36 protein-coding genes are annotated in these 19,617 nt (G+C 50.8%); 34 read left to right on the top strand and 2 right to left on the bottom strand.

Annotation, left to right across the window (positions count from 1 at the left end):
• Window positions 1–12: 12 nt before the first annotated feature.
• Both FFS28_RS18840 and slyD read left to right on the top strand, forming a co-directional pair.
• A complete protein-coding gene (locus FFS28_RS18840; RefSeq protein ID WP_003861689.1) occupies window positions 13–213 on the top strand; it encodes a YheV family putative zinc ribbon protein in 201 nt (66 codons plus the stop codon).
• 94 nt (window positions 214–307) lie between these two features.
• Complete coding sequence (slyD, locus tag FFS28_RS18835; protein WP_006177830.1) at window positions 308–901, top strand: peptidylprolyl isomerase; 594 nt, start codon at window positions 308–310, stop codon at window positions 899–901.
• A 54-nt stretch (window positions 902–955) separates the two neighbouring features.
• On the opposite strand, the gene FFS28_RS18830 is transcribed toward slyD, so the two are convergent.
• Window positions 956–1,174 (bottom strand): protein SlyX, encoded by a 219-nt coding sequence (locus FFS28_RS18830; RefSeq protein ID WP_042321599.1) that lies wholly within the window; start codon window positions 1,172–1,174, stop codon window positions 956–958.
• A 236-nt stretch (window positions 1,175–1,410) separates the two neighbouring features.
• On the opposite strand from FFS28_RS18830, the gene fkpA reads away from it, so the two are divergent.
• From fkpA to bfr, 11 genes are all read left to right on the top strand, one after another.
• Window positions 1,411–2,232: an FKBP-type peptidyl-prolyl cis-trans isomerase gene (gene fkpA / locus FFS28_RS18825; protein ID WP_006177827.1), complete on the top strand. Its 822-nt coding sequence runs from the start codon at window positions 1,411–1,413 to the stop codon at window positions 2,230–2,232.
• A 165-nt stretch (window positions 2,233–2,397) separates the two neighbouring features.
• On the top strand, window positions 2,398–3,120 hold the full coding sequence (locus FFS28_RS18820) for a helix-turn-helix transcriptional regulator (protein ID WP_058609456.1): 723 nt from the start codon (window positions 2,398–2,400) through the stop codon (window positions 3,118–3,120).
• Window positions 3,120–3,506, top strand: a complete 387-nt coding sequence (tusD, locus tag FFS28_RS18815; protein WP_101738390.1) for a sulfurtransferase complex subunit TusD — start codon at window positions 3,120–3,122, stop codon at window positions 3,504–3,506. Before FFS28_RS18820 ends, tusD begins: the two co-directional genes overlap by 1 nt.
• Window positions 3,506–3,865 carry a sulfurtransferase complex subunit TusC gene (gene tusC, locus FFS28_RS18810; RefSeq protein ID WP_088209202.1) on the top strand — a complete coding sequence of 120 codons (360 nt, stop codon included), beginning with the start codon at window positions 3,506–3,508 and terminating at the stop codon, window positions 3,863–3,865. Before tusD ends, tusC begins: the two co-directional genes overlap by 1 nt.
• Before the next feature lie 7 nt (window positions 3,866–3,872).
• Window positions 3,873–4,160 carry a sulfurtransferase complex subunit TusB gene (gene tusB, locus FFS28_RS18805; RefSeq protein ID WP_006177823.1) on the top strand — a complete coding sequence of 96 codons (288 nt, stop codon included), beginning with the start codon at window positions 3,873–3,875 and terminating at the stop codon, window positions 4,158–4,160.
• Between the two features lie 124 nt (window positions 4,161–4,284).
• Window positions 4,285–4,659: a 30S ribosomal protein S12 gene (rpsL, locus tag FFS28_RS18800; RefSeq protein WP_000246815.1), complete on the top strand. Its 375-nt coding sequence runs from the start codon at window positions 4,285–4,287 to the stop codon at window positions 4,657–4,659.
• Between the two features lie 96 nt (window positions 4,660–4,755).
• Window positions 4,756–5,226, top strand: a complete 471-nt coding sequence (gene rpsG, locus FFS28_RS18795; protein WP_004106370.1) for a 30S ribosomal protein S7 — start codon at window positions 4,756–4,758, stop codon at window positions 5,224–5,226.
• A gap of 96 nt (window positions 5,227–5,322) precedes the next feature.
• On the top strand, window positions 5,323–7,437 hold the full coding sequence (fusA, locus tag FFS28_RS18790) for an elongation factor G (protein ID WP_137903692.1): 2,115 nt from the start codon (window positions 5,323–5,325) through the stop codon (window positions 7,435–7,437).
• Between the two features lie 69 nt (window positions 7,438–7,506).
• Window positions 7,507–8,691: an elongation factor Tu gene (gene tuf, locus FFS28_RS18785; protein ID WP_137903691.1), complete on the top strand. Its 1,185-nt coding sequence runs from the start codon at window positions 7,507–7,509 to the stop codon at window positions 8,689–8,691.
• Window positions 8,692–8,869: 178 nt separating this feature from the next.
• Entirely contained in the window at window positions 8,870–9,064 is a 195-nt protein-coding gene (bfd, locus tag FFS28_RS18780; RefSeq protein WP_003863268.1) for a bacterioferritin-associated ferredoxin, read from the top strand.
• Window positions 9,065–9,136: 72 nt separating this feature from the next.
• Window positions 9,137–9,613, top strand: a complete 477-nt coding sequence (gene bfr, locus FFS28_RS18775; protein ID WP_137903690.1) for a bacterioferritin — start codon at window positions 9,137–9,139, stop codon at window positions 9,611–9,613.
• On the opposite strand, the gene FFS28_RS18770 is transcribed toward bfr, so the two are convergent.
• Window positions 9,597–10,070 (bottom strand): prepilin peptidase, encoded by a 474-nt coding sequence (locus FFS28_RS18770; protein WP_137903689.1) that lies wholly within the window; start codon window positions 10,068–10,070, stop codon window positions 9,597–9,599. The two genes, bfr and FFS28_RS18770, sit on opposite strands and share 17 nt — an antisense overlap.
• Window positions 10,071–10,451: 381 nt before the next feature.
• Between FFS28_RS18770 and rpsJ the strand changes: the two genes are divergently transcribed.
• From rpsJ to rplO, 21 genes are all read left to right on the top strand, one after another.
• Window positions 10,452–10,763: a 30S ribosomal protein S10 gene (gene rpsJ / locus FFS28_RS18765; protein WP_001181005.1), complete on the top strand. Its 312-nt coding sequence runs from the start codon at window positions 10,452–10,454 to the stop codon at window positions 10,761–10,763.
• Between the two features lie 32 nt (window positions 10,764–10,795).
• The gene (rplC, locus tag FFS28_RS18760; RefSeq protein ID WP_006178923.1) at window positions 10,796–11,425 is read left to right on the top strand and encodes a 50S ribosomal protein L3; all 630 of its coding nucleotides are present in this window, start codon (window positions 10,796–10,798) and stop codon (window positions 11,423–11,425) included.
• Between the two features lie 10 nt (window positions 11,426–11,435).
• On the top strand, window positions 11,436–12,041 hold the full coding sequence (gene rplD, locus FFS28_RS18755) for a 50S ribosomal protein L4 (protein ID WP_003031119.1): 606 nt from the start codon (window positions 11,436–11,438) through the stop codon (window positions 12,039–12,041).
• The gene (gene rplW, locus FFS28_RS18750; RefSeq protein ID WP_000617546.1) at window positions 12,038–12,340 is read left to right on the top strand and encodes a 50S ribosomal protein L23; all 303 of its coding nucleotides are present in this window, start codon (window positions 12,038–12,040) and stop codon (window positions 12,338–12,340) included. Before rplD ends, rplW begins: the two co-directional genes overlap by 4 nt.
• A 17-nt stretch (window positions 12,341–12,357) precedes the next feature.
• A complete protein-coding gene (rplB, locus tag FFS28_RS18745) occupies window positions 12,358–13,179 on the top strand; it encodes a 50S ribosomal protein L2 (RefSeq protein WP_008457150.1) in 822 nt (273 codons plus the stop codon).
• A gap of 16 nt (window positions 13,180–13,195) precedes the next feature.
• Window positions 13,196–13,474 carry a 30S ribosomal protein S19 gene (rpsS, locus tag FFS28_RS18740; protein WP_001138117.1) on the top strand — a complete coding sequence of 93 codons (279 nt, stop codon included), beginning with the start codon at window positions 13,196–13,198 and terminating at the stop codon, window positions 13,472–13,474.
• Between the two features lie 14 nt (window positions 13,475–13,488).
• Entirely contained in the window at window positions 13,489–13,821 is a 333-nt protein-coding gene (gene rplV / locus FFS28_RS18735) for a 50S ribosomal protein L22 (protein ID WP_002919773.1), read from the top strand.
• 17 nt (window positions 13,822–13,838) lie between these two features.
• Window positions 13,839–14,540, top strand: a complete 702-nt coding sequence (rpsC, locus tag FFS28_RS18730) for a 30S ribosomal protein S3 (protein ID WP_000529945.1) — start codon at window positions 13,839–13,841, stop codon at window positions 14,538–14,540.
• A gap of 12 nt (window positions 14,541–14,552) precedes the next feature.
• Entirely contained in the window at window positions 14,553–14,963 is a 411-nt protein-coding gene (gene rplP / locus FFS28_RS18725; RefSeq protein ID WP_002919759.1) for a 50S ribosomal protein L16, read from the top strand.
• On the top strand, window positions 14,963–15,154 hold the full coding sequence (rpmC, locus tag FFS28_RS18720) for a 50S ribosomal protein L29 (RefSeq protein ID WP_003863282.1): 192 nt from the start codon (window positions 14,963–14,965) through the stop codon (window positions 15,152–15,154). Before rplP ends, rpmC begins: the two co-directional genes overlap by 1 nt.
• A complete protein-coding gene (rpsQ, locus tag FFS28_RS18715; RefSeq protein WP_006178921.1) occupies window positions 15,154–15,408 on the top strand; it encodes a 30S ribosomal protein S17 in 255 nt (84 codons plus the stop codon). Before rpmC ends, rpsQ begins: the two co-directional genes overlap by 1 nt.
• Window positions 15,409–15,574: 166 nt before the next feature.
• Window positions 15,575–15,946, top strand: a complete 372-nt coding sequence (gene rplN / locus FFS28_RS18710) for a 50S ribosomal protein L14 (RefSeq protein ID WP_006178920.1) — start codon at window positions 15,575–15,577, stop codon at window positions 15,944–15,946.
• A 10-nt stretch (window positions 15,947–15,956) separates the two neighbouring features.
• Window positions 15,957–16,271, top strand: coding sequence for a 50S ribosomal protein L24 (gene rplX / locus FFS28_RS18705; RefSeq protein ID WP_006178919.1), 315 nt, complete (start codon window positions 15,957–15,959; stop codon window positions 16,269–16,271).
• A 14-nt stretch (window positions 16,272–16,285) separates the two neighbouring features.
• Window positions 16,286–16,825 carry a 50S ribosomal protein L5 gene (rplE, locus tag FFS28_RS18700; protein WP_001096206.1) on the top strand — a complete coding sequence of 180 codons (540 nt, stop codon included), beginning with the start codon at window positions 16,286–16,288 and terminating at the stop codon, window positions 16,823–16,825.
• A gap of 14 nt (window positions 16,826–16,839) precedes the next feature.
• Window positions 16,840–17,145, top strand: a complete 306-nt coding sequence (gene rpsN / locus FFS28_RS18695) for a 30S ribosomal protein S14 (RefSeq protein ID WP_003863291.1) — start codon at window positions 16,840–16,842, stop codon at window positions 17,143–17,145.
• Between the two features lie 30 nt (window positions 17,146–17,175).
• The gene (gene rpsH / locus FFS28_RS18690) at window positions 17,176–17,568 is read left to right on the top strand and encodes a 30S ribosomal protein S8 (RefSeq protein ID WP_006178918.1); all 393 of its coding nucleotides are present in this window, start codon (window positions 17,176–17,178) and stop codon (window positions 17,566–17,568) included.
• Window positions 17,569–17,580: 12 nt separating this feature from the next.
• The gene (gene rplF, locus FFS28_RS18685; protein ID WP_006178917.1) at window positions 17,581–18,114 is read left to right on the top strand and encodes a 50S ribosomal protein L6; all 534 of its coding nucleotides are present in this window, start codon (window positions 17,581–17,583) and stop codon (window positions 18,112–18,114) included.
• Window positions 18,115–18,123: 9 nt separating this feature from the next.
• On the top strand, window positions 18,124–18,477 hold the full coding sequence (gene rplR, locus FFS28_RS18680; protein ID WP_003863297.1) for a 50S ribosomal protein L18: 354 nt from the start codon (window positions 18,124–18,126) through the stop codon (window positions 18,475–18,477).
• Between the two features lie 14 nt (window positions 18,478–18,491).
• Entirely contained in the window at window positions 18,492–18,992 is a 501-nt protein-coding gene (gene rpsE, locus FFS28_RS18675) for a 30S ribosomal protein S5 (RefSeq protein ID WP_003863299.1), read from the top strand.
• Window positions 18,993–18,998: 6 nt separating this feature from the next.
• The gene (rpmD, locus tag FFS28_RS18670; protein WP_003863301.1) at window positions 18,999–19,178 is read left to right on the top strand and encodes a 50S ribosomal protein L30; all 180 of its coding nucleotides are present in this window, start codon (window positions 18,999–19,001) and stop codon (window positions 19,176–19,178) included.
• Between the two features lie 3 nt (window positions 19,179–19,181).
• Window positions 19,182–19,616 carry a 50S ribosomal protein L15 gene (gene rplO, locus FFS28_RS18665; RefSeq protein ID WP_003863304.1) on the top strand — a complete coding sequence of 145 codons (435 nt, stop codon included), beginning with the start codon at window positions 19,182–19,184 and terminating at the stop codon, window positions 19,614–19,616.
• Window position 19,617: the final 1 nt, after the last annotated feature.

The following is a 19,617-nucleotide window of genomic DNA, read 5'->3' as shown; positions in this document are numbered from 1 at the left end:
GGGTAACGAAAGATGGCTGTACGTAAACGCTTTATCGCGGGCGCAAAATGCCCATCCTGCCAGGCGCAAGATACGCTGGCCATGTGGCGTGAAAATAATATCGATATTGTTGAGTGTGTTAAGTGCGGTCATCAGATGCGCGAGGCTGACAAAGAGGCCCGCGATCACGTTCGCAAAGAAGAGCAAGTGATCGGCATTTTTCATCCGGACTAGCGATATGCCCTGAGTTTTTTTAAGCTAAAGGGTACACGGGTGCAGATTTCCGCTACAATCTGCGCCAGTAATTTTCCCACGCTCAGGAGATATCATGAAAGTAGCAAAAGACCTGGTGGTCAGCCTGGCCTATCAGGTACGTACAGAAGACGGTGTGTTGGTTGATGAGTCTCCGGTGAGTGCGCCGCTGGACTACCTGCATGGTCACGGTTCCCTGATCTCCGGCCTGGAAACCGCGCTGGAAGGTCATGAAGTTGGCGATAAATTTGACGTTGCTGTTGGCGCAAACGACGCTTACGGCCAGTACGACGACAATCTGGTTCAGCGCGTTCCTAAAGACGTGTTCATGGGCGTTGACGAGCTGCAGGTTGGCATGCGCTTCCTGGCTGAAACTGACCAGGGTCCAGTACCGGTTGAGATCACTGAAGTTGAAGACGACCACGTTGTGGTTGACGGCAACCACATGCTGGCTGGCCAGAACCTGAAGTTCAACGTTGAAGTTGTTGCGATCCGTGAAGCAACCGAAGAAGAACTGGCTCATGGCCACGTTCACGGTGCGAACGGTCACGACCATGACCACGATCACGGTCATGACGGCTGCTGCGGTGGTCACGGCCACGATCACGACCATGGTCACGACCACGGTAAAGGTGGTTGCGGCGGCAATGGTGGCTGCGGCTGCCATTAATTCCGATACGCGGAAAATAAAAAAGCGGGATTGTTATCCCGCTTTTTTTACGCCTCAATAATGAGGTGGGGGCGTCTCTTCAGACTGAGAGGCAATGTGCGATGACTGCGTGGCCTTCACTTTTTCAGTGAGCAGTCGCATCAGGTCCCTGAGTTTTGCCATTTCCAGTTCGTGCGCAGTCACCGTCTGGTTAAGCTCTTCGATGGTGATGTCCTGAAAAGCCAGGCGGCTTTCCAGTTCAGCCAGTCTCGCTTCAATCATTGTGTCCTTCATCATTCACCTCGTTTATATCTAACGCTTTCGTGGGCCAGCGGCGGCGAAGTTTAACTGAGTTTATCCTTAAGTACAGTATCCATCCCCTTGGCAAGAAACTTATTTAAACAAAAATAGTCTGAAAAGAGGCGAGAATTGGAAGTGTCTGTCTGTAGATTTCTTCCGCAACGATTTATAGTACGTCACTCATTTACGTTTAATGCTGGGGTGAGAGTCCCCAGGCCCTGGAGATATGGATGAAATCACTGTTTAAAGTTACGCTGCTGGCGACCACGATGGCAGTTGCGCTGAACGCACCGCTGTCTTTCGCTGCTGATACTGCTGCGAAGCCTGCTGCGACTGCAGACAGCAAAGCGGCGTTTAAAAATGACGACCAGAAATCCGCCTATGCACTCGGCGCGTCTCTGGGTCGTTACATGGAAAACTCTCTGAAAGAGCAAGAAAAACTGGGCATCAAACTGGACAAAACTCAGCTGATCGCGGGTGTTCAGGATGCGTTTGCCAACAAGAGCAAACTGTCTGACCAGGAAATCGAGCAAACTCTGCAGGCGTTTGAAGCACGCGTGAAAGGCGCAGCTCAGACCAAAATGGAAGCAGATGCGAAAGATAACGAAGCAAAAGGTAAAGCCTACCGCGATGCCTTTGCTAAAGAAAAAGGCGTAAAAACCTCCTCTACCGGCCTGGTCTATAAAGTAGAGAAAGAAGGTACCGGCGCGTCTCCGAAAGACAGCGATACCGTAGTGGTTAACTACAAAGGTACGCTGACCGATGGTAAAGAGTTCGATAACTCCTATACCCGTGGTGAACCGCTCTCCTTCCGTCTGGATGGTGTTATCCCTGGCTGGACTGAAGGCCTGAAGAACATCAAGAAAGGCGGTAAAATCAAGCTGGTCATTCCACCGGATCTGGCTTACGGCAAAACGGGCGTTCCGGGTATCCCTGCCAACTCTACGCTGGTCTTTGATGTAGAGCTGCTGGACATCAAACCGGCTCCGAAAGCGGATGCGAAACCAGACGCTGCAGCTGACCAAAAAGCAGCAGCAGACGCGAAGAAGTAATGCGATAAACGCCGCCGCCTTTAAGGCGGCGGTTTTTTTATTGTGGGGCAGAGATAATTAACACTGGAAAGCGTTATACACGCTGTATTAATTTAGTTGTCCGTGTAGATAATGAGCCTGCCCTGACAACGTAACGACAGGCTCCTGAAAAGGAGTGTTTTTTTCATGTCCAGGTCGCTTTTAACCAACGAAACCAGTGAGCTTGATTTGCTGGATCAACGTCCTTTCGATCAGACCGACTTCGATATTCTGAAATCCTACGAAGCGGTGGTGGACGGGTTAGCGATGCTCATTGGGTCCCACTGCGAAATCGTTTTGCACTCCTTGCAAGATTTGAAGTGTTCCGCCATCCGTATTGCGAACGGTGAACATACCGGCCGTAAAATTGGTTCGCCCATCACCGACCTTGCTTTGCGTATGCTGCATGATATGACCGGCGCGGACAGCAGCGTCTCTAAATGCTATTTCACCCGCGCCAAAAGCGGCGTGTTGATGAAATCTGAAACCATCGCCATTCGCAACCGCGAGCACCGCGTTATCGGGCTGCTGTGCATCAACATGAACCTTGATGTGCCGTTCTCGCAAATTATGAGCACCTTCGTTCCGCCGGAGACACCAGACGTTGGCTCGTCCGTGAACTTTGCCTCATCGGTTGAAGATCTTGTGACCCAGACGCTGGAGTTCACTATCGAAGAAGTGAATGCCGATCGCAACGTCTCCAACAACGCCAAGAATCGTCAGATCGTGCTGAATCTCTACGAGAAAGGGATTTTTGATATCAAAGATGCCATTAACCAGGTGGCCGACCGTCTGAATATCTCTAAGCACACCGTTTATCTGTACATCCGTCAGTTCAAAAGCGGTGATTTCGCAGGGCAAGATAAGTAATGCGTTTTGCGTTAATGGTGACAGGCCCGGCATACGGCACCCAGCAGGCCAGCAGCGCGTTGCAGTTCGCCCATGCGCTCATTGAAGCCGGGCACGAGCTGGCGAGCGTCTTTTTCTATCGGGAAGGGGTCTATAACGCCAACCGGTTTACGTCGCCAGCGAACGATGAGTTTGACCTGGTGCGTGCCTGGCAGGCGTTAAATGAAACGCAGGGCGTTGAGCTGCACATCTGCGTGGCCGCCGCGCTGCGCCGCGGCATTACCGATGCCGCAGAAGCCGAACGTCTTGGGTTGCCTGGCGCGAACCTGCAGCCTGGATTTTCTCTCAGTGGCCTGGGCGCGTTGGCGCAGGCTGCGCTGACCTGCGACAGAGTGGTGCAATTCTGATGAAACGTGTCGCTTTTGTATTTACCTCTGCACCCCACGGGAGCACGTCAGGCAGAGAAGGGCTGGATGCGTTACTGGCGACGTCAGCCTTAACGGAAGATATCGGCGTGTTCTTTTTGGGCGACGGGGTTTTTCAGCTGCTTGCAGGTCAACACCCGCAGGCTATCCTCGCGCGCGATTATATCGCGACCTTTAAAGTGCTGCCGCTCTATGACATTGATACATATTATGTGTGCGCGGATTCATTAGCCGCTCGCGGACTCAATGACAAGACGCCTTTCGTGCTGGATGCGACGATCCTGCCATCCGGTGCGCTGCGCGACCACCTTTCTCACTATGATACTGTTCTGACTTTCTGAGGCCGTCATGCTCCATACCCTGAGTCATTCACCCTGGCAATGTGATATCGACGCGCTACTGAGCATGCTGCGCGAAGGTGATGATCTCCTGCTGATACAGGATGGGGTCATCGCAGCGCTCGACGGCAGTCGCTTCGTTGAAATTCTCAGCAATGCCCCCATATCCCTCTCTGCGCTTAAAGACGATCTGGATGCGCGAGGTCTTACTGGTCAAATTTCAGCCAAAATTGACGTGGTTGGCTATACTGATTTCGTCAATCTTACTGTGAAGCATGCCAGTCAAATGAACTGGTGATTTGAGATCGCTGTATATTTCTTGACACCTTTTCGACGTGGCCCTAAAATTTCGCGTCCTCATATTGTATGAGGTCGATTTATTACGTGTTTACGAAGCAAAAGCTAAAACCAGGAGCTATTTAATGGCAACAGTTAACCAGCTGGTACGCAAACCACGCGCTCGCAAAGTTGCAAAAAGCAACGTGCCTGCGCTGGAAGCCTGCCCGCAGAAACGTGGCGTATGTACTCGTGTATATACCACCACTCCTAAGAAACCAAACTCCGCACTGCGTAAAGTATGCCGTGTGCGTTTGACTAACGGTTTTGAAGTGACTTCCTACATCGGTGGTGAAGGTCACAACCTGCAGGAGCACTCCGTGATCCTGATCCGTGGCGGTCGTGTTAAAGACCTTCCGGGTGTTCGTTACCACACCGTTCGTGGTGCGCTTGACTGCTCTGGTGTTAAAGACCGTAAGCAGGCTCGCTCCAAGTACGGCGTGAAGCGTCCTAAGGCTTAATGGTTCTCCGTTAAGTAAGGCCAAACTGATTTATCTTAATGTCAAACTAAACTCGTAGAGTTTTGGACAATCCTGAATTAACAACGGAGTATTCCCATGCCACGTCGTCGCGTCATTGGTCAGCGTAAAATTCTTCCAGATCCGAAGTTCGGATCAGAGCTGCTGGCAAAATTTGTAAATATCCTGATGGTAGATGGTAAAAAATCTACTGCAGAAGCAATCGTATACAGCGCGCTTGAGACCCTGGCTCAGCGTTCTGGTAAAAATGAACTGGAAGCTTTCGAAGTCGCTCTCGACAACGTGCGCCCGACTGTAGAAGTTAAGTCTCGCCGCGTTGGTGGTTCTACTTACCAGGTTCCAGTTGAAGTTCGTCCGGTTCGTCGTAATGCTCTGGCAATGCGTTGGATCGTTGAAGCTGCTCGTAAACGCGGTGATAAATCCATGGCTCTGCGTCTGGCGAACGAACTTTCTGATGCTGCAGACAACAAAGGTACTGCAGTTAAGAAACGTGAAGACGTTCACCGTATGGCAGAAGCCAACAAGGCGTTCGCACACTACCGTTGGTAATCCCTTCGGAGTCATAGTCACCAGGCGGGCGCTTCAGAGAAGCCGCCCGCTCTGGGTTACTTAACTGAACGCCTAAAGATATAAACGAGGAATCAAATGGCTCGTACAACACCCATCGCACGCTACCGTAACATCGGTATCAGTGCGCACATCGACGCCGGTAAAACCACTACTACCGAACGTATTCTGTTCTACACCGGTGTAAACCATAAAATCGGTGAAGTTCATGACGGCGCAGCCACCATGGACTGGATGGAACAGGAGCAGGAGCGTGGTATTACTATCACCTCCGCAGCGACTACTGCATTCTGGTCAGGTATGGCTAAGCAGTACGAACCGCATCGCGTAAACATCATCGACACCCCAGGGCACGTTGACTTCACCATCGAAGTAGAACGTTCCATGCGTGTTCTTGACGGCGCGGTAATGGTTTATTGCGCAGTTGGTGGTGTTCAGCCACAGTCTGAAACCGTATGGCGTCAGGCGAACAAATATAAAGTTCCACGCATCGCGTTCGTTAACAAAATGGACCGTATGGGTGCTAACTTCCTGAAAGTTGTTGGTCAGATCAAAACCCGTCTGGGCGCGAACCCTGTTCCGCTGCAGTTGGCAATTGGTGCTGAAGAAGCTTTCACCGGCGTTATCGACCTGGTGAAAATGAAAGCCATCAACTGGAACGAAGAAGACGCAGGCGTTACCTTCACTTACGAAGATATCCCAGCAGACATGCAGGACCTGGCTGACGAATGGCACCAGAACCTGATCGAGTCCGCAGCGGAAGCTTCTGAAGAGCTGATGGAAAAATACCTGGGTGGTGAAGAACTGACTGAAGAAGAGATCAAGAAAGCTCTGCGTCAGCGCGTTCTGAACAACGAAATCATCCTGGTAACCTGTGGTTCTGCGTTCAAGAACAAAGGTGTTCAGGCGATGCTGGATGCGGTAATCGATTACCTGCCATCCCCGGTTGACGTTCCTGCGATCAACGGCATCCTGGACGACGGTAAAGATACTCCGGCTGAGCGTCACGCAAGTGATGACGAGCCGTTCTCTGCACTGGCGTTCAAAATTGCTACCGACCCATTCGTGGGTAACCTGACCTTCTTCCGCGTTTACTCTGGTGTGGTTAACTCCGGTGACACCATCCTGAACTCCGTGAAAGCGGCGCGTGAACGTTTTGGCCGTATCGTACAGATGCACGCTAACAAACGTGAAGAGATCAAAGAAGTTCGTGCGGGCGACATCGCTGCAGCAATCGGTCTGAAAGACGTGACTACTGGTGACACTCTGTGTAACCCAGATCACCCGATCATTCTGGAGCGTATGGAATTCCCAGAGCCGGTAATCTCTATCGCCGTTGAACCAAAAACCAAAGCTGACCAGGAAAAAATGGGTCTGGCTCTGGGCCGTCTGGCTAAAGAAGACCCATCATTCCGCGTATGGACTGATGAAGAATCTAACCAGACCATCATCGCTGGTATGGGTGAACTGCACCTGGACATCATCGTTGACCGTATGAAGCGTGAATTCAACGTTGAAGCGAACGTGGGTAAACCTCAGGTAGCTTACCGCGAAGCGATTCGCACGAAAGTTACCGATGTTGAAGGTAAACACGCTAAGCAGTCTGGTGGTCGCGGTCAGTACGGTCACGTTGTGATCGACATGTACCCACTGGAGCCGGGCTCTAACCCTAAAGGTTACGAGTTCATCAACGACATCAAAGGTGGTGTAATTCCTGGTGAATACATCCCTGCCGTTGACAAAGGCATCCAGGAGCAGCTGAAAGCTGGTCCTCTGGCTGGTTACCCGGTTGTTGACATGGGTGTTCGTCTGCACTTCGGTTCTTACCACGACGTTGACTCCTCTGAACTGGCGTTTAAACTGGCTGCGTCTATTGCCTTTAAAGAAGGCTTTAAGAAAGCGAAACCAGTTCTGCTTGAGCCAATCATGAAGGTTGAAGTAGAGACTCCTGAAGAGAACACCGGTGACGTTATCGGTGACTTGAGCCGTCGTCGCGGTATGCTGCGCGGTCAGGAATCCGAAGTAACTGGCGTTAAGATCCATGCTGAAGTTCCGCTGTCTGAAATGTTCGGATATGCAACTCAGCTGCGTTCTCTGACCAAAGGTCGTGCATCATACACTATGGAATTCCTGAAGTATGATGATGCGCCTAACAACGTTGCTCAGGCCGTTATCGAAGCCCGTGGTAAGTAATCCACAGGATTAAAACCTAAGTCCCGTGCTCTCTCCGAAGGGGAGAGCACTATAGTAAGGAATATAGCCGTGTCTAAAGAAAAATTTGAACGTACAAAACCGCACGTCAACGTTGGTACTATCGGCCACGTTGACCATGGTAAAACTACTCTGACCGCTGCAATCACTACCGTTCTGGCTAAAACCTACGGTGGTTCTGCTCGTGCTTTCGACCAGATCGATAACGCACCAGAAGAAAAAGCGCGTGGTATCACCATCAACACGTCCCACGTTGAGTATGACACCCCGACTCGCCACTACGCACACGTAGACTGCCCAGGCCACGCCGACTATGTTAAAAACATGATCACCGGTGCTGCGCAGATGGACGGCGCGATCCTGGTTGTTGCTGCGACTGACGGCCCAATGCCTCAGACCCGTGAGCACATCCTGCTGGGTCGTCAGGTAGGCGTTCCTTACATCATCGTGTTCCTGAACAAATGCGACATGGTTGATGACGAAGAGCTGCTGGAACTGGTAGAGATGGAAGTTCGTGAACTGCTGTCTCAGTACGATTTCCCGGGCGACGACACCCCAATCGTTCGTGGTTCCGCGCTGAAAGCGCTGGAAGGCGAAGCAGAGTGGGAAGCGAAGATTGTTGAGCTGGCAGGCTTCCTGGATTCTTACATCCCAGAACCAGAGCGTGCGATTGACAAGCCATTCCTGCTGCCAATCGAAGACGTATTCTCCATCTCCGGTCGTGGTACCGTTGTTACCGGTCGTGTAGAGCGCGGTATCGTTAAAGTTGGCGAAGAAGTTGAAATCGTTGGTATCAAGGAGACTGTTAAGTCTACCTGTACTGGCGTTGAAATGTTCCGCAAACTGCTGGACGAAGGCCGTGCTGGTGAGAACGTTGGTGTTCTGCTGCGTGGTATCAAACGTGAAGAAATCGAACGTGGTCAGGTTCTGGCGAAGCCAGGCTCAATCAAGCCACACACCAAGTTCGAATCTGAAGTGTACATTCTGTCCAAAGACGAAGGCGGCCGTCATACTCCGTTCTTCAAAGGCTACCGTCCACAGTTCTACTTCCGTACAACTGACGTGACCGGTACCATCGAACTGCCAGAAGGCGTAGAGATGGTAATGCCAGGCGACAACATCAAGATGGTTGTGACGCTGATCCACCCAATCGCGATGGACGACGGTCTGCGTTTCGCAATCCGTGAAGGCGGCCGTACCGTTGGCGCGGGCGTTGTTGCTAAAGTTCTGGGCTAATTAATTACCCCTGAATTAAAAAGGACGCTTCGGCGTCCTTTTTTGTTTTCTGCAGTTTAGTGTCTGTCATAAATTTTCGCATTTTTTGCACGCTACCGACGCGTATCCTGCGGCTTGTGCTATTGTAATCATAACCATTCTCACTTACACTTTGCGCATATTTTGAACGGGAGTGTGTATGTACGTTTGTCTTTGTAATGGTGTGAGTGATAAAAAAATTCGTCAGGCCGTTCGTCAATTTCAGCCACAATCCTTCCAGCAACTGCGCAAGTTTGTTCCAGTCGGAAATCAATGCGGTAAGTGCGTCCGTGCTGCCCGTGAGATCATGCAGGATGAACTGATGCAGATCCCAGAATTCAAAGAGATTGCCTGAGCGCCTCTCTTTTTTTTGACATCCCTGTAGCCCGTTCTACGCTTCAATGAGTGGAAGCGGAGGGACTATATAATGAAAGGTGATGTTAAAATCATAAGTTATCTCAATAAATTATTGGGAAATGAGCTTGTCGCAATCAACCAGTATTTTCTTCATGCAAGAATGTTCAAAAACTGGGGCCTGACGCGCCTCAACGATGTTGAATACCACGAATCCATCGATGAGATGAAACACGCCGATAAGTATATCGAGCGTATTTTATTCCTTGAAGGCATTCCTAATCTGCAGGATCTCGGCAAACTTGGCATCGGCGAAGATGTCGAGGAGATGCTCCGTTCCGATCTGAATCTGGAACTTGAAGGGGCGAAAGATCTGCGTGAGGCTATCGCCTACGCGGATAGTGTCCATGACTACGTTAGCCGCGATATGATGATTCAGATTCTGGCCGATGAAGAGGGCCACATCGACTGGCTTGAAACCGAGTTGGATCTGATCGGTAAAATTGGCCTGCCGAATTATCTTCAGTCGCAGATCAAAGTGGAAAGTTAATCAGACTTTCCCAGCCGACGCATAAACCCGCTGCTGCCAGAAATGGCCCAAAAGGCAGTGGGTTTTTTAATGGCTCTTTTTCAGGATGCCATAAAGAGAGAATGAGAAGATAAAGGAGCGCCATCAGCGCTGCAACGAGTACCAGAACGGGCAAAATGCACCAGCCATGCCATGCTCCAAGCGCAGCCAGGTATTTTACATCGCCATAGCCCAACCCCTCGCGATGACAAACCAGCCGGTACCCCCAATAGATTGCCGCAAAACCCAGATAGCCTGCCATTGCTCCAACCACTGCGCTGGGGAGAAACTGCGGATGAAGGCAAAGCTGGAAAAGCAGTCCTGTCCAGAGTAGCGGGCATACGTAGCGGTCCGGCAGTAACCCCGAGCGAACATCTTCACGTATCAGTAAAGCCGAAAGCGCTAAATAGACGAGCAAAAAGGGCAGGGTGGTCAGCATGTCATCATCCTTGAAAAGAGGTTTTGCGCATCTTCCTCACAATGTTGACGACCGACAAATTGAAAAATGGGACTTTGCGTGGCGCCTTCCAGGAAAGAGTTGAAAGGCCAGGTGTAGCCAGAGAGTTTGCGAGGGGCTGCGCATCATGACTCTCTGGCGCTTATTTTCTAAACGACACTTGCGTCTCGCGCAGATTTACGTATAATGCGCGGGCTTGTCGTAATTGACGGCGGGTTCAATCAGAACCGGAGTGACTCATTTTGTTGCTCAACAATGCTCCCAATTGGGGAGCTACGTAAGAACGGTTACACTCTCCCATCAATCGTAATGGGTTTGAGGAGTAATCATTTTCGTTTATAAAATAATTGGAGCTCTGGTCTCATGCAGAACCAAAGAATCCGTATCCGCCTTAAAGCGTTTGATCATCGTCTGATCGATCAATCAACCGCGGAAATCGTCGAGACTGCTAAGCGCACTGGTGCGCAAGTCCGTGGTCCGATCCCGCTGCCGACCCGCAAAGAGCGCTTTACCGTTCTGATCTCCCCGCACGTCAACAAAGACGCGCGTGATCAGTACGAAATCCGCACTCACAAGCGTCTGGTTGACATCGTTGAGCCAACTGAGAAAACCGTTGATGCTCTGATGCGTCTGGATCTGGCTGCCGGTGTAGACGTGCAGATCAGCCTGGGTTAATCAGGTCATCGAGCGATTGAGAGGTTGATACAATGATTGGTTTAGTCGGTAAAAAAGTGGGCATGACCCGCATCTTCACTGAAGATGGCGTTTCAATCCCAGTAACCGTAATCGAAGTTGAAGCAAACCGCGTTACTCAGGTTAAAGATCTGGCTAACGATGGCTACCGCGCTGTTCAGGTGACCACTGGTGCTAAAAAAGCTAACCGTGTAACCAAACCAGAAGCGGGTCACTTCGCTAAAGCTGGCGTTGAAGCTGGCCGTGGTCTGTGGGAATTCCGTCTTGCTGAAGGCGAAGAGTTCACCGTAGGTCAGGATATTAGCGTTGAGCTGTTTGCTGACGTTAAAAAAGTTGACGTAACCGGTACCTCTAAAGGTAAAGGTTTTGCTGGTACCGTTAAGCGCTGGAACTTCCGTACCCAGGACGCTACTCACGGTAACTCCTTGTCTCACCGCGTTCCGGGTTCTATCGGTCAGAACCAGACTCCGGGCAAAGTGTTCAAAGGCAAGAAAATGGCAGGTCAGCTGGGTAACGAACGTGTAACCGTTCAGAGCCTGGACGTAGTACGTGTTGACGCTGAGCGCAACCTGCTGCTGGTTAAAGGTGCAGTTCCGGGTGCAACCGGTAGCGACCTGATCGTTAAACCAGCTGTGAAGGCGTAAGGGGATAGCAATGGAATTAGTATTGAAAGACGCGCAGAGCGCGCTGACTGTTTCCGAAACTACCTTCGGTCGTGATTTCAACGAAGCGCTGGTTCACCAGGTTGTAGTTGCTTATGCAGCTGGTGCTCGTCAGGGTACTCGTGCTCAGAAGACTCGTGCTGAAGTAACTGGTTCCGGCAAAAAGCCGTGGCGCCAGAAAGGTACCGGCCGTGCGCGTTCAGGTTCTATCAAGAGCCCGATCTGGCGTTCAGGTGGCGTGACCTTCGCTGCGCGTCCTCAGGACCACAGTCAAAAAGTTAACAAAAAGATGTACCGCGGCGCGCTGAAAAGCATTCTGTCCGAACTGGTACGTCAGGATCGTCTGATCGTTGTCGAATCATTCTCTGTTGAAGCGCCTAAAACTAAGCTGCTGGCACAGAAACTGAAAGACATGGCTCTGGAAGATGTGCTGATCATCACCGGTGAGCTGGACGAGAACCTGTTCCTGGCTGCGCGCAACCTGCACAAGGTTGACGTACGCGATGCAACTGGTATCGACCCGGTTAGCCTGATCGCCTTCGACAAAGTCGTAATGACTGCTGATGCTGTTAAGCAAGTTGAGGAGATGCTGGCATGATTCGTGAAGAACGTCTGCTGAAGGTGCTTCGCGCACCGCACGTTTCTGAAAAAGCGTCTACTGCGATGGAAAAAACTAACACCATCGTTCTCAAAGTTGCTAAAGACGCGACCAAAGCAGAGATCAAAGCTGCTGTGCAGAAACTGTTTGAAGTCGAAGTCGAAGTCGTTAACACCCTGGTTGTTAAAGGGAAAGTTAAACGTCACGGACAGCGTATCGGTCGTCGTAGCGACTGGAAAAAAGCTTACGTCACCCTGAAGGAAGGCCAGAACCTGGACTTCGTTGGCGGCGCTGAGTAAGTCGGAGGAGTAATACAATGGCAGTTGTTAAATGTAAACCGACATCTCCGGGTCGTCGCCACGTAGTTAAAGTGGTTAACCCTGAGCTGCACAAGGGCAAGCCTTTTGCTCCGTTGCTGGAAAAAAACAGCAAATCCGGTGGTCGTAACAACAATGGCCGTATCACCACTCGTCACATCGGTGGTGGCCACAAGCAGGCTTATCGTATTGTTGACTTTAAACGCAACAAAGACGGTATCCCAGCAGTTGTTGAGCGTCTTGAGTACGATCCGAACCGTTCCGCGAACATCGCGCTGGTTCTGTACAAAGATGGCGAACGCCGTTACATCCTGGCCCCTAAAGGCCTGAAAGCTGGCGACCAGATTCAGTCTGGCGTTGATGCTGCAATCAAAGCAGGTAACACCCTGCCGATGCGCAATATCCCGGTTGGTTCTACCGTTCATAACGTAGAAATGAAACCAGGTAAAGGCGGTCAGCTGGCACGTTCCGCTGGTACTTACGTTCAGATCGTTGCGCGTGATGGTGCTTATGTCACCCTGCGTCTGCGTTCTGGTGAAATGCGTAAAGTCGAAGCAGACTGCCGCGCTACTCTGGGCGAAGTTGGCAATGCTGAGCATATGCTGCGCGTTCTGGGTAAAGCAGGTGCTGCACGCTGGCGTGGTGTTCGTCCTACCGTTCGCGGTACTGCGATGAACCCAGTCGATCACCCACATGGTGGTGGTGAAGGTCGTAACTTTGGTAAGCACCCGGTATCTCCGTGGGGCGTTCAGACCAAAGGTAAGAAGACCCGCAGCAACAAGCGTACTGATAAATTTATCGTACGTCGCCGTAGCAAATAATTTTAGAGGATAAGCCATGCCACGTTCTCTCAAGAAAGGTCCTTTTATTGACCTGCACTTGCTGAAGAAGGTAGAGAAAGCGGTGGAAAGCGGAGACAAGAAGCCCCTGCGCACTTGGTCCCGTCGTTCAACGATCTTTCCTAACATGATCGGTTTGACCATCGCTGTCCATAATGGTCGTCAGCACGTTCCAGTCTTTGTTACCGACGAAATGGTTGGTCACAAACTGGGTGAATTCGCACCGACTCGTACTTATCGCGGCCACGCTGCTGATAAAAAAGCGAAGAAGAAATAAGGTAGGAGGAAGAGATGGAAACTTTAGCTCAACATCGCCATGCTCGTTCTTCTGCACAGAAGGTTCGCCTTGTTGCTGACCTGATTCGCGGTAAGAAAGTGTCGCAGGCCCTGGACATCCTGACTTATACCAACAAGAAAGCTGCGGTATTGGTCAAGAAAGTACTGGAATCTGCCATTGCTAACGCTGAACACAACGATGGCGCTGACATCGACGATCTGAAAGTCGCGAAAATTTTCGTAGATGAAGGCCCAAGCATGAAGCGCATTATGCCGCGTGCGAAAGGTCGTGCAGATCGCATCCTGAAGCGCACCAGCCACATTACTGTGGTTGTGTCCGATCGCTGAGACTCTGGAGACTAGCAATGGGTCAGAAAGTACATCCTAATGGTATTCGCCTGGGTATTGTAAAACCATGGAACTCTACCTGGTTTGCGAACACCAAAGAATTCGCTGACAACCTGGACAGCGATTTTAAAGTACGTCAGTACCTGACTAAGGAACTGGCTAAAGCGTCTGTATCTCGTATCGTTATCGAGCGTCCAGCTAAGAGCATCCGTGTGACTATTCACACTGCTCGCCCTGGCATCGTAATCGGTAAGAAAGGCGAAGACGTAGAAAAACTGCGCAAGGTCGTAGCGGATATCGCTGGCGTTCCTGCACAGATCAATATCGCTGAAGTTCGTAAGCCTGAACTGGACGCTAAATTGGTTGCTGACAGCATCACTTCACAGCTGGAACGTCGTGTTATGTTCCGTCGTGCTATGAAGCGTGCTGTACAGAACGCAATGCGTCTGGGCGCTAAAGGTATCAAAGTTGAAGTTAGCGGCCGTCTGGGCGGCGCGGAAATCGCACGTACCGAATGGTACCGCGAAGGTCGCGTACCGCTGCACACTCTGCGTGCTGACATTGACTACAACACCTCTGAAGCGCACACCACTTACGGTGTAATCGGCGTTAAGGTATGGATCTTCAAAGGTGAGATCCTGGGTGGTATGGCTGCTGTTGAACAACCGGAAAAACCGGCTGCTCAACCTAAAAAGCAGCAGCGTAAAGGCCGTAAATAAGGAGCGTCGCTGATGTTACAACCAAAGCGTACAAAATTCCGTAAAGTGCACAAAGGCCGCAACCGTGGTCTGGCGCAGGGTACGGATGTTAGCTTCGGCACTTTCGGTCTGAAAGCTGTTGGCCGTGGTCGTCTGACTGCACGTCAGATCGAAGCAGCACGTCGTGCAATGACCCGTGCAGTTAAGCGTCAAGGTAAGATCTGGATCCGTGTATTCCCGGACAAACCGATCACCGAGAAGCCACTGGAAGTTCGTATGGGTAAAGGTAAAGGTAACGTGGAGTACTGGGTTGCCTTGATCCAACCGGGCAAAGTCCTTTATGAAATGGACGGTGTTCCGGAAGAGCTGGCCCGTGAAGCCTTCGGCCTGGCAGCAGCGAAACTGCCTATCAAAACCACCTTTGTAACTAAGACGGTGATGTAATGAAAGCAAAAGAGCTGCGTGAAAAAAGCGTTGAAGAGCTGAACGCTGAGCTGCTGAACCTGCTGCGTGAGCAGTTCAACCTGCGTATGCAGGCTGCAAGTGGCCAGCTGCAACAGACTCACCTGCTGAAGCAAGTGCGTCGCAATGTTGCACGCGTTAAGACTTTACTGACTCAGAAGGCGGGTGCGTAATGACCGATAAAATCCGTACTCTGCAAGGTCGTGTTGTTAGCGACAAAATGGAGAAATCCATGGTTGTTGCTATCGAACGTTTCGTGAAACACCCGATCTACGGTAAATTCATCAAACGTACGACCAAACTGCACGTACATGACGAGAACAACGAATGTGGTATCGGCGACAAGGTTGAAATCCGTGAATGCCGTCCACTGTCCAAGACTAAGTCCTGGACGCTGGTTCGCGTTGTAGAGAAAGCGGTTCTGTAATAGAGTACGCATTCTCAATACGAATAAACGGCTCAGCGATGAGCCGTTTATTTTTTCTACCCATATTGCAGAAGCGGTGTTATAATGCCGCGCCCTCGATATGGGGCTTTTTAACGGCTCTGATTTTAGAGTCTCAGGTAGTAGTTGACATTAGCGGAGCACTAAAATGATCCAAGAACAGACTATGCTGACCGTCGCCGACAACTCCGGTGCACGTCGCGTAATGTGTATCAAGGTTCTGGGTGGCTCGCACCGTCGCTACGCAGGCGTAGGCGACATCATCAAGATCACCATCAAGGAAGCAATTCCACGTGGTAAGGTCAAAAAAGGTGATGTGCTGAAGGCGGTAGTGGTGCGCACCAAGAAGGGTGTTCGTCGCCCTGACGGTTCTGTCATTCGCTTCGATGGTAATGCATGCGTTATTTTGAACAATAACAGCGAGCAGCCTATCGGCACGCGTATCTTTGGGCCGGTAACTCGTGAACTTCGTACTGAAAAGTTCATGAAAATTATCTCTCTGGCACCAGAAGTACTCTAAGGAGCGAATCATGGCAGCGAAAATCCGTCGTGATGACGAAGTTATCGTGTTAACCGGTAAAGATAAAGGTAAACGCGGTAAAGTAAAAAATGTTCTGTCTTCCGGCAAACTCGTCGTTGAAGGTATCAACCTGGTTAAGAAACATCAGAAGCCGGTTCCGGCCCTGAACCAACCAGGTGGCATCGTTGAAAAAGAAGCTGCTATTCAGGTTTCTAACGTTGCTCTCTTCAATGCGGCTACCGGCAAGGCTGACCGTGTAGGCTTTAGATTCGAAGACGGCAAAAAAGTCCGTTTCTTCAAATCTACAAGTGAAACTATCAAGTAATTTGGAGTAGTACGATGGCGAAACTGCATGATTACTACAAAGACGAAGTAGTTAACAAACTCATGACTGAGTTTAACTACAATTCTGTCATGCAAGTCCCTCGGGTCGAGAAGATCACCCTGAACATGGGTGTTGGTGAAGCGATCGCTGACAAGAAACTGCTGGATAACGCAGCAGCTGACCTGACAGCAATCTCCGGTCAAAAACCGCTGATCACCAAAGCACGCAAATCTGTTGCAGGCTTCAAAATCCGTCAGGGCTATCCGATCGGCTGTAAAGTAACTCTGCGTGGCGAACGCATGTGGGAGTTCTTTGAGCGCCTGATCACTATTGCTGTTCCACGTATCCGTGACTTCCGTGGCTTGTCCGCTAAGTCTTTCGACGGTCGTGGTAACTACAGCATGGGTGTCCGTGAGCAGATCATCTTCCCAGAAATCGACTACGATAAAGTCGACCGCGTGCGTGGTTTGGATATTACCATTACCACTACTGCGAAATCTGATGAAGAAGGCCGTGCTCTGCTGGCTGCCTTTGACTTCCCGTTCCGCAAGTAAGGTAGGGTTACTGAATGGCTAAGCAATCAATGAAAGCACGCGAAGTAAAACGCGTAGCTTTAGCTGATAAATTCTTCGCTAAACGCGCTGAACTGAAAGCGATCATTTCTGATGTGAACGCTTCCGACGAAGATCGTTGGAATGCGGTTCTCAAGCTGCAGTCTCTGCCGCGTGATTCCAGCCCGTCTCGTCAGCGTAACCGCTGTCGTCAAACAGGTCGTCCACATGGTTATGTGGGCAAGTTTGGGTTGAGCCGTATCAAACTGCGTGAAGCCGCCATGCGCGGTGAAGTACCAGGCTTGAAAAAGGCTAGCTGGTAATTACCAATTGAATCACGGGAGTAAAGACAGATGAGCATGCAAGATCCGATCGCGGATATGCTGACCCGTATCCGTAACGGTCAGGCCGCGAACAAAGTTGCGGTCACCATGCCTTCCGCCAAGCTGAAAGTGGCAATTGCCAACGTGCTGAAGGAAGAAGGTTTTATCGAAGATTTTAAAGTTGAAGGCGACACCAAGCCGGAACTGGAACTTACTCTTAAGTATTTCCAGGGTAAAGCTGTTGTAGAAAGCATTCAGCGTGTCAGCCGCCCAGGCCTGCGCATCTATAAGAAAAAAGATGAGCTGCCTAAAGTTATGGCTGGTCTGGGTATCGCGGTTGTTTCTACCTCTAAAGGTGTTATGACTGATCGTGCAGCGCGCCAAGCTGGTCTTGGTGGCGAAATTATCTGCTACGTAGCCTAATCGGAGGAAAGAATGTCTCGTGTTGCTAAAGCACCGGTCGTTATTCCTGCCGGCGTTGATGTAAAAATCGACGGTCAGGTTATTACGATCAAAGGTAAAAACGGCGAGCTGACTCGTACCCTCAACAATGCTGTTGAAGTTAAACATGCAGATAACGCTCTGACCTTCGGTCCACGTGATGGTTTCGTGGATGGATGGGCTCAGGCTGGTACCGCGCGTGCCCTGCTGAACTCAATGGTTGTTGGTGTTACCGAAGGCTTCACTAAAAAGCTTCAGCTGGTTGGTGTAGGTTATCGTGCAGCGATCAAAGGGAATGCAGTAGGCCTGTCTCTGGGCTTCTCACACCCTGTTGAGCATCCGCTGCCGGCCGGTATCACTGCAGAATGTCCGACTCAAACTGAAATCGTGCTGAAAGGCGCTGATAAACAGCTGATCGGTCAGGTTGCAGCAGATCTGCGCGCCTACCGTCGTCCTGAGCCTTATAAAGGCAAGGGTGTTCGTTACGCCGACGAAGTCGTGCGTACCAAAGAGGCTAAGAAGAAGTAAGGTAACACTATGGATAAGAAATCTGCTCGTATCCGTCGTGCGACCCGCGCACGCCGCAAGCTCAAAGAGCTGGGTGCAACTCGCCTGGTGGTACATCGTACCCCGCGTCATATTTACGCACAGGTAATTGCACCGAACGGTTCTGAAGTTCTGGTAGCTGCTTCTACTGTAGAAAAAGCTATCTCAGAACAATTGAAGTACACCGGTAACAAAGACGCCGCTGCAGCTGTAGGTAAAGCTGTTGCAGAACGCGCTCTGGAAAAAGGTATCAGCAATGTTTCCTTTGACCGTTCCGGGTTCCAATATCATGGTCGTGTCCAGGCACTGGCAGATGCTGCCCGTGAAGCTGGCCTTCAGTTCTAAGGTAGAGGTGTAAGATGGCTCACATCGAAAAACAGGCTGGCGAACTGCAGGAAAAGCTGATCGCGGTTAACCGCGTATCTAAAACCGTTAAAGGTGGTCGTATTTTCTCCTTCACAGCTCTGACTGTAGTTGGTGATGGTAACGGTCGCGTTGGTTTTGGTTACGGTAAAGCGCGTGAAGTTCCAGCAGCGATCCAGAAAGCGATGGAAAAAGCCCGTCGCAATATGATTAACGTCGCGCTGAACAACGGCACCCTGCAACACCCGGTTAAAGGTGTTCACACGGGTTCTCGTGTATTCATGCAGCCAGCTTCAGAAGGTACCGGTATCATCGCCGGTGGTGCAATGCGCGCCGTTCTGGAAGTTGCTGGAGTTCATAACGTTCTGGCTAAAGCATATGGTTCCACCAACCCGATCAACGTGGTTCGTGCAACTATTGATGGCCTGGAAAATATGAATTCTCCAGAAATGGTCGCTGCCAAGCGTGGTAAATCCGTTGAAGAAATTCTGGGGTAATTGACCATGGCAAAGACTATTAAAATCACTCAAACCCGCAGTGCAATCGGTCGTCTGCCGAAACACAAGGCAACGCTGCTTGGCCTGGGTCTGCGTCGTATTGGACATACCGTTGAGCGCGAGGATACTCCCGCTGTTCGTGGTATGGTCAACGCGGTTTACTTCATGGTTAAAGTTGAGGAGTAAGAGATGCGTTTAAATACTCTGTCTCCGGCCGAAGGCTCTAAAAAGGCGGGTAAACGCCTGGGTCGTGGTATCGGTTCTGGCCTCGGTAAAACCGGTGGTCGTGGTCACAAAGGTCAGAACTCTCGTTCTGGCGGTGGCGTACGTCGCGGTTTCGAGGGTGGTCAGATGCCACTGTACCGTCGTCTGCCGAAGTTCGGCTTCACCTCTCGCAAAGCAGCGATCACAGCGGAAATCCGTCTGTCTGACCTGGCGAAAGTTGAAGGCGGCGTTGTAGACCTGAACACGCTGAAAGCAGCAAACATTATCGGTATCCAGATCGAGTTCGCGAAAGTGATCCTGGCTGGTGAAGTTTCTACTCCGGTAACTGTTCGTGGCCTGCGTGTTACTAAAGGTGCTCGTGCTGCTATCGAAGCTGCTGGCGGTAAAATTGAGGAATAAG

Origin of the sequence: Enterobacter sp. 2VL, from assembly GCF_005503595.1 — a bacterium.
In the GTDB taxonomy this organism is placed as follows: Bacteria; Pseudomonadota; Gammaproteobacteria; order Enterobacterales; family Enterobacteriaceae; genus Enterobacter; species Enterobacter cancerogenus.
Note: the sequence above shows the minus strand (reverse complement) of the source record. Positions and strands in the feature narration are given on the sequence as shown.

Bases quoted from the DNA above. Each gene is read 5' to 3' on its own strand.
- rplX (WP_006178919.1), top strand. From the start codon at position 15,957: ATGGCAGCGAAAATCCGTCGTGATGACGAAGTTATCGTGTTAACCGGT.
- rplV (WP_002919773.1), top strand. From the start codon at position 13,489: ATGGAAACTTTAGCTCAACATCGCCATGCTCGTTCTTCTGCACAGAAG.
- rpmC (WP_003863282.1), top strand. From the start codon at position 14,963: ATGAAAGCAAAAGAGCTGCGTGAAAAAAGCGTTGAAGAGCTGAACGCT.
- rpsL (WP_000246815.1), top strand. From the start codon at position 4,285: ATGGCAACAGTTAACCAGCTGGTACGCAAACCACGCGCTCGCAAAGTT.
- rpsC (WP_000529945.1), top strand. From the start codon at position 13,839: ATGGGTCAGAAAGTACATCCTAATGGTATTCGCCTGGGTATTGTAAAA.
- rpsN (WP_003863291.1), top strand. From the start codon at position 16,840: ATGGCTAAGCAATCAATGAAAGCACGCGAAGTAAAACGCGTAGCTTTA.
- bfd (WP_003863268.1), top strand. From the start codon at position 8,870: ATGTACGTTTGTCTTTGTAATGGTGTGAGTGATAAAAAAATTCGTCAG.
- rplO (WP_003863304.1), top strand. From the start codon at position 19,182: ATGCGTTTAAATACTCTGTCTCCGGCCGAAGGCTCTAAAAAGGCGGGT.
- rplR (WP_003863297.1), top strand. From the start codon at position 18,124: ATGGATAAGAAATCTGCTCGTATCCGTCGTGCGACCCGCGCACGCCGC.
- FFS28_RS18820 (WP_058609456.1), top strand. From the start codon at position 2,398: ATGTCCAGGTCGCTTTTAACCAACGAAACCAGTGAGCTTGATTTGCTG.
- FFS28_RS18830 (WP_042321599.1), bottom strand. From the start codon at position 1,174: ATGAAGGACACAATGATTGAAGCGAGACTGGCTGAACTGGAAAGCCGC.
- rplB (WP_008457150.1), top strand. From the start codon at position 12,358: ATGGCAGTTGTTAAATGTAAACCGACATCTCCGGGTCGTCGCCACGTA.
- rpsH (WP_006178918.1), top strand. From the start codon at position 17,176: ATGAGCATGCAAGATCCGATCGCGGATATGCTGACCCGTATCCGTAAC.
- rplN (WP_006178920.1), top strand. From the start codon at position 15,575: ATGATCCAAGAACAGACTATGCTGACCGTCGCCGACAACTCCGGTGCA.
- rplF (WP_006178917.1), top strand. From the start codon at position 17,581: ATGTCTCGTGTTGCTAAAGCACCGGTCGTTATTCCTGCCGGCGTTGAT.
- slyD (WP_006177830.1), top strand. From the start codon at position 308: ATGAAAGTAGCAAAAGACCTGGTGGTCAGCCTGGCCTATCAGGTACGT.
- rpsQ (WP_006178921.1), top strand. From the start codon at position 15,154: ATGACCGATAAAATCCGTACTCTGCAAGGTCGTGTTGTTAGCGACAAA.
- rplD (WP_003031119.1), top strand. From the start codon at position 11,436: ATGGAATTAGTATTGAAAGACGCGCAGAGCGCGCTGACTGTTTCCGAA.
- rpsG (WP_004106370.1), top strand. From the start codon at position 4,756: ATGCCACGTCGTCGCGTCATTGGTCAGCGTAAAATTCTTCCAGATCCG.
- rplC (WP_006178923.1), top strand. From the start codon at position 10,796: ATGATTGGTTTAGTCGGTAAAAAAGTGGGCATGACCCGCATCTTCACT.
- rpsS (WP_001138117.1), top strand. From the start codon at position 13,196: ATGCCACGTTCTCTCAAGAAAGGTCCTTTTATTGACCTGCACTTGCTG.
- rpsE (WP_003863299.1), top strand. From the start codon at position 18,492: ATGGCTCACATCGAAAAACAGGCTGGCGAACTGCAGGAAAAGCTGATC.
- rpmD (WP_003863301.1), top strand. From the start codon at position 18,999: ATGGCAAAGACTATTAAAATCACTCAAACCCGCAGTGCAATCGGTCGT.
- rplE (WP_001096206.1), top strand. From the start codon at position 16,286: ATGGCGAAACTGCATGATTACTACAAAGACGAAGTAGTTAACAAACTC.
- bfr (WP_137903690.1), top strand. From the start codon at position 9,137: ATGAAAGGTGATGTTAAAATCATAAGTTATCTCAATAAATTATTGGGA.
- fusA (WP_137903692.1), top strand. From the start codon at position 5,323: ATGGCTCGTACAACACCCATCGCACGCTACCGTAACATCGGTATCAGT.
- FFS28_RS18770 (WP_137903689.1), bottom strand. From the start codon at position 10,070: ATGCTGACCACCCTGCCCTTTTTGCTCGTCTATTTAGCGCTTTCGGCT.
- tusD (WP_101738390.1), top strand. From the start codon at position 3,120: ATGCGTTTTGCGTTAATGGTGACAGGCCCGGCATACGGCACCCAGCAG.
- rplP (WP_002919759.1), top strand. From the start codon at position 14,553: ATGTTACAACCAAAGCGTACAAAATTCCGTAAAGTGCACAAAGGCCGC.
- tusC (WP_088209202.1), top strand. From the start codon at position 3,506: ATGAAACGTGTCGCTTTTGTATTTACCTCTGCACCCCACGGGAGCACG.
- rplW (WP_000617546.1), top strand. From the start codon at position 12,038: ATGATTCGTGAAGAACGTCTGCTGAAGGTGCTTCGCGCACCGCACGTT.
- rpsJ (WP_001181005.1), top strand. From the start codon at position 10,452: ATGCAGAACCAAAGAATCCGTATCCGCCTTAAAGCGTTTGATCATCGT.
- fkpA (WP_006177827.1), top strand. From the start codon at position 1,411: ATGAAATCACTGTTTAAAGTTACGCTGCTGGCGACCACGATGGCAGTT.
- FFS28_RS18840 (WP_003861689.1), top strand. From the start codon at position 13: ATGGCTGTACGTAAACGCTTTATCGCGGGCGCAAAATGCCCATCCTGC.
- tusB (WP_006177823.1), top strand. From the start codon at position 3,873: ATGCTCCATACCCTGAGTCATTCACCCTGGCAATGTGATATCGACGCG.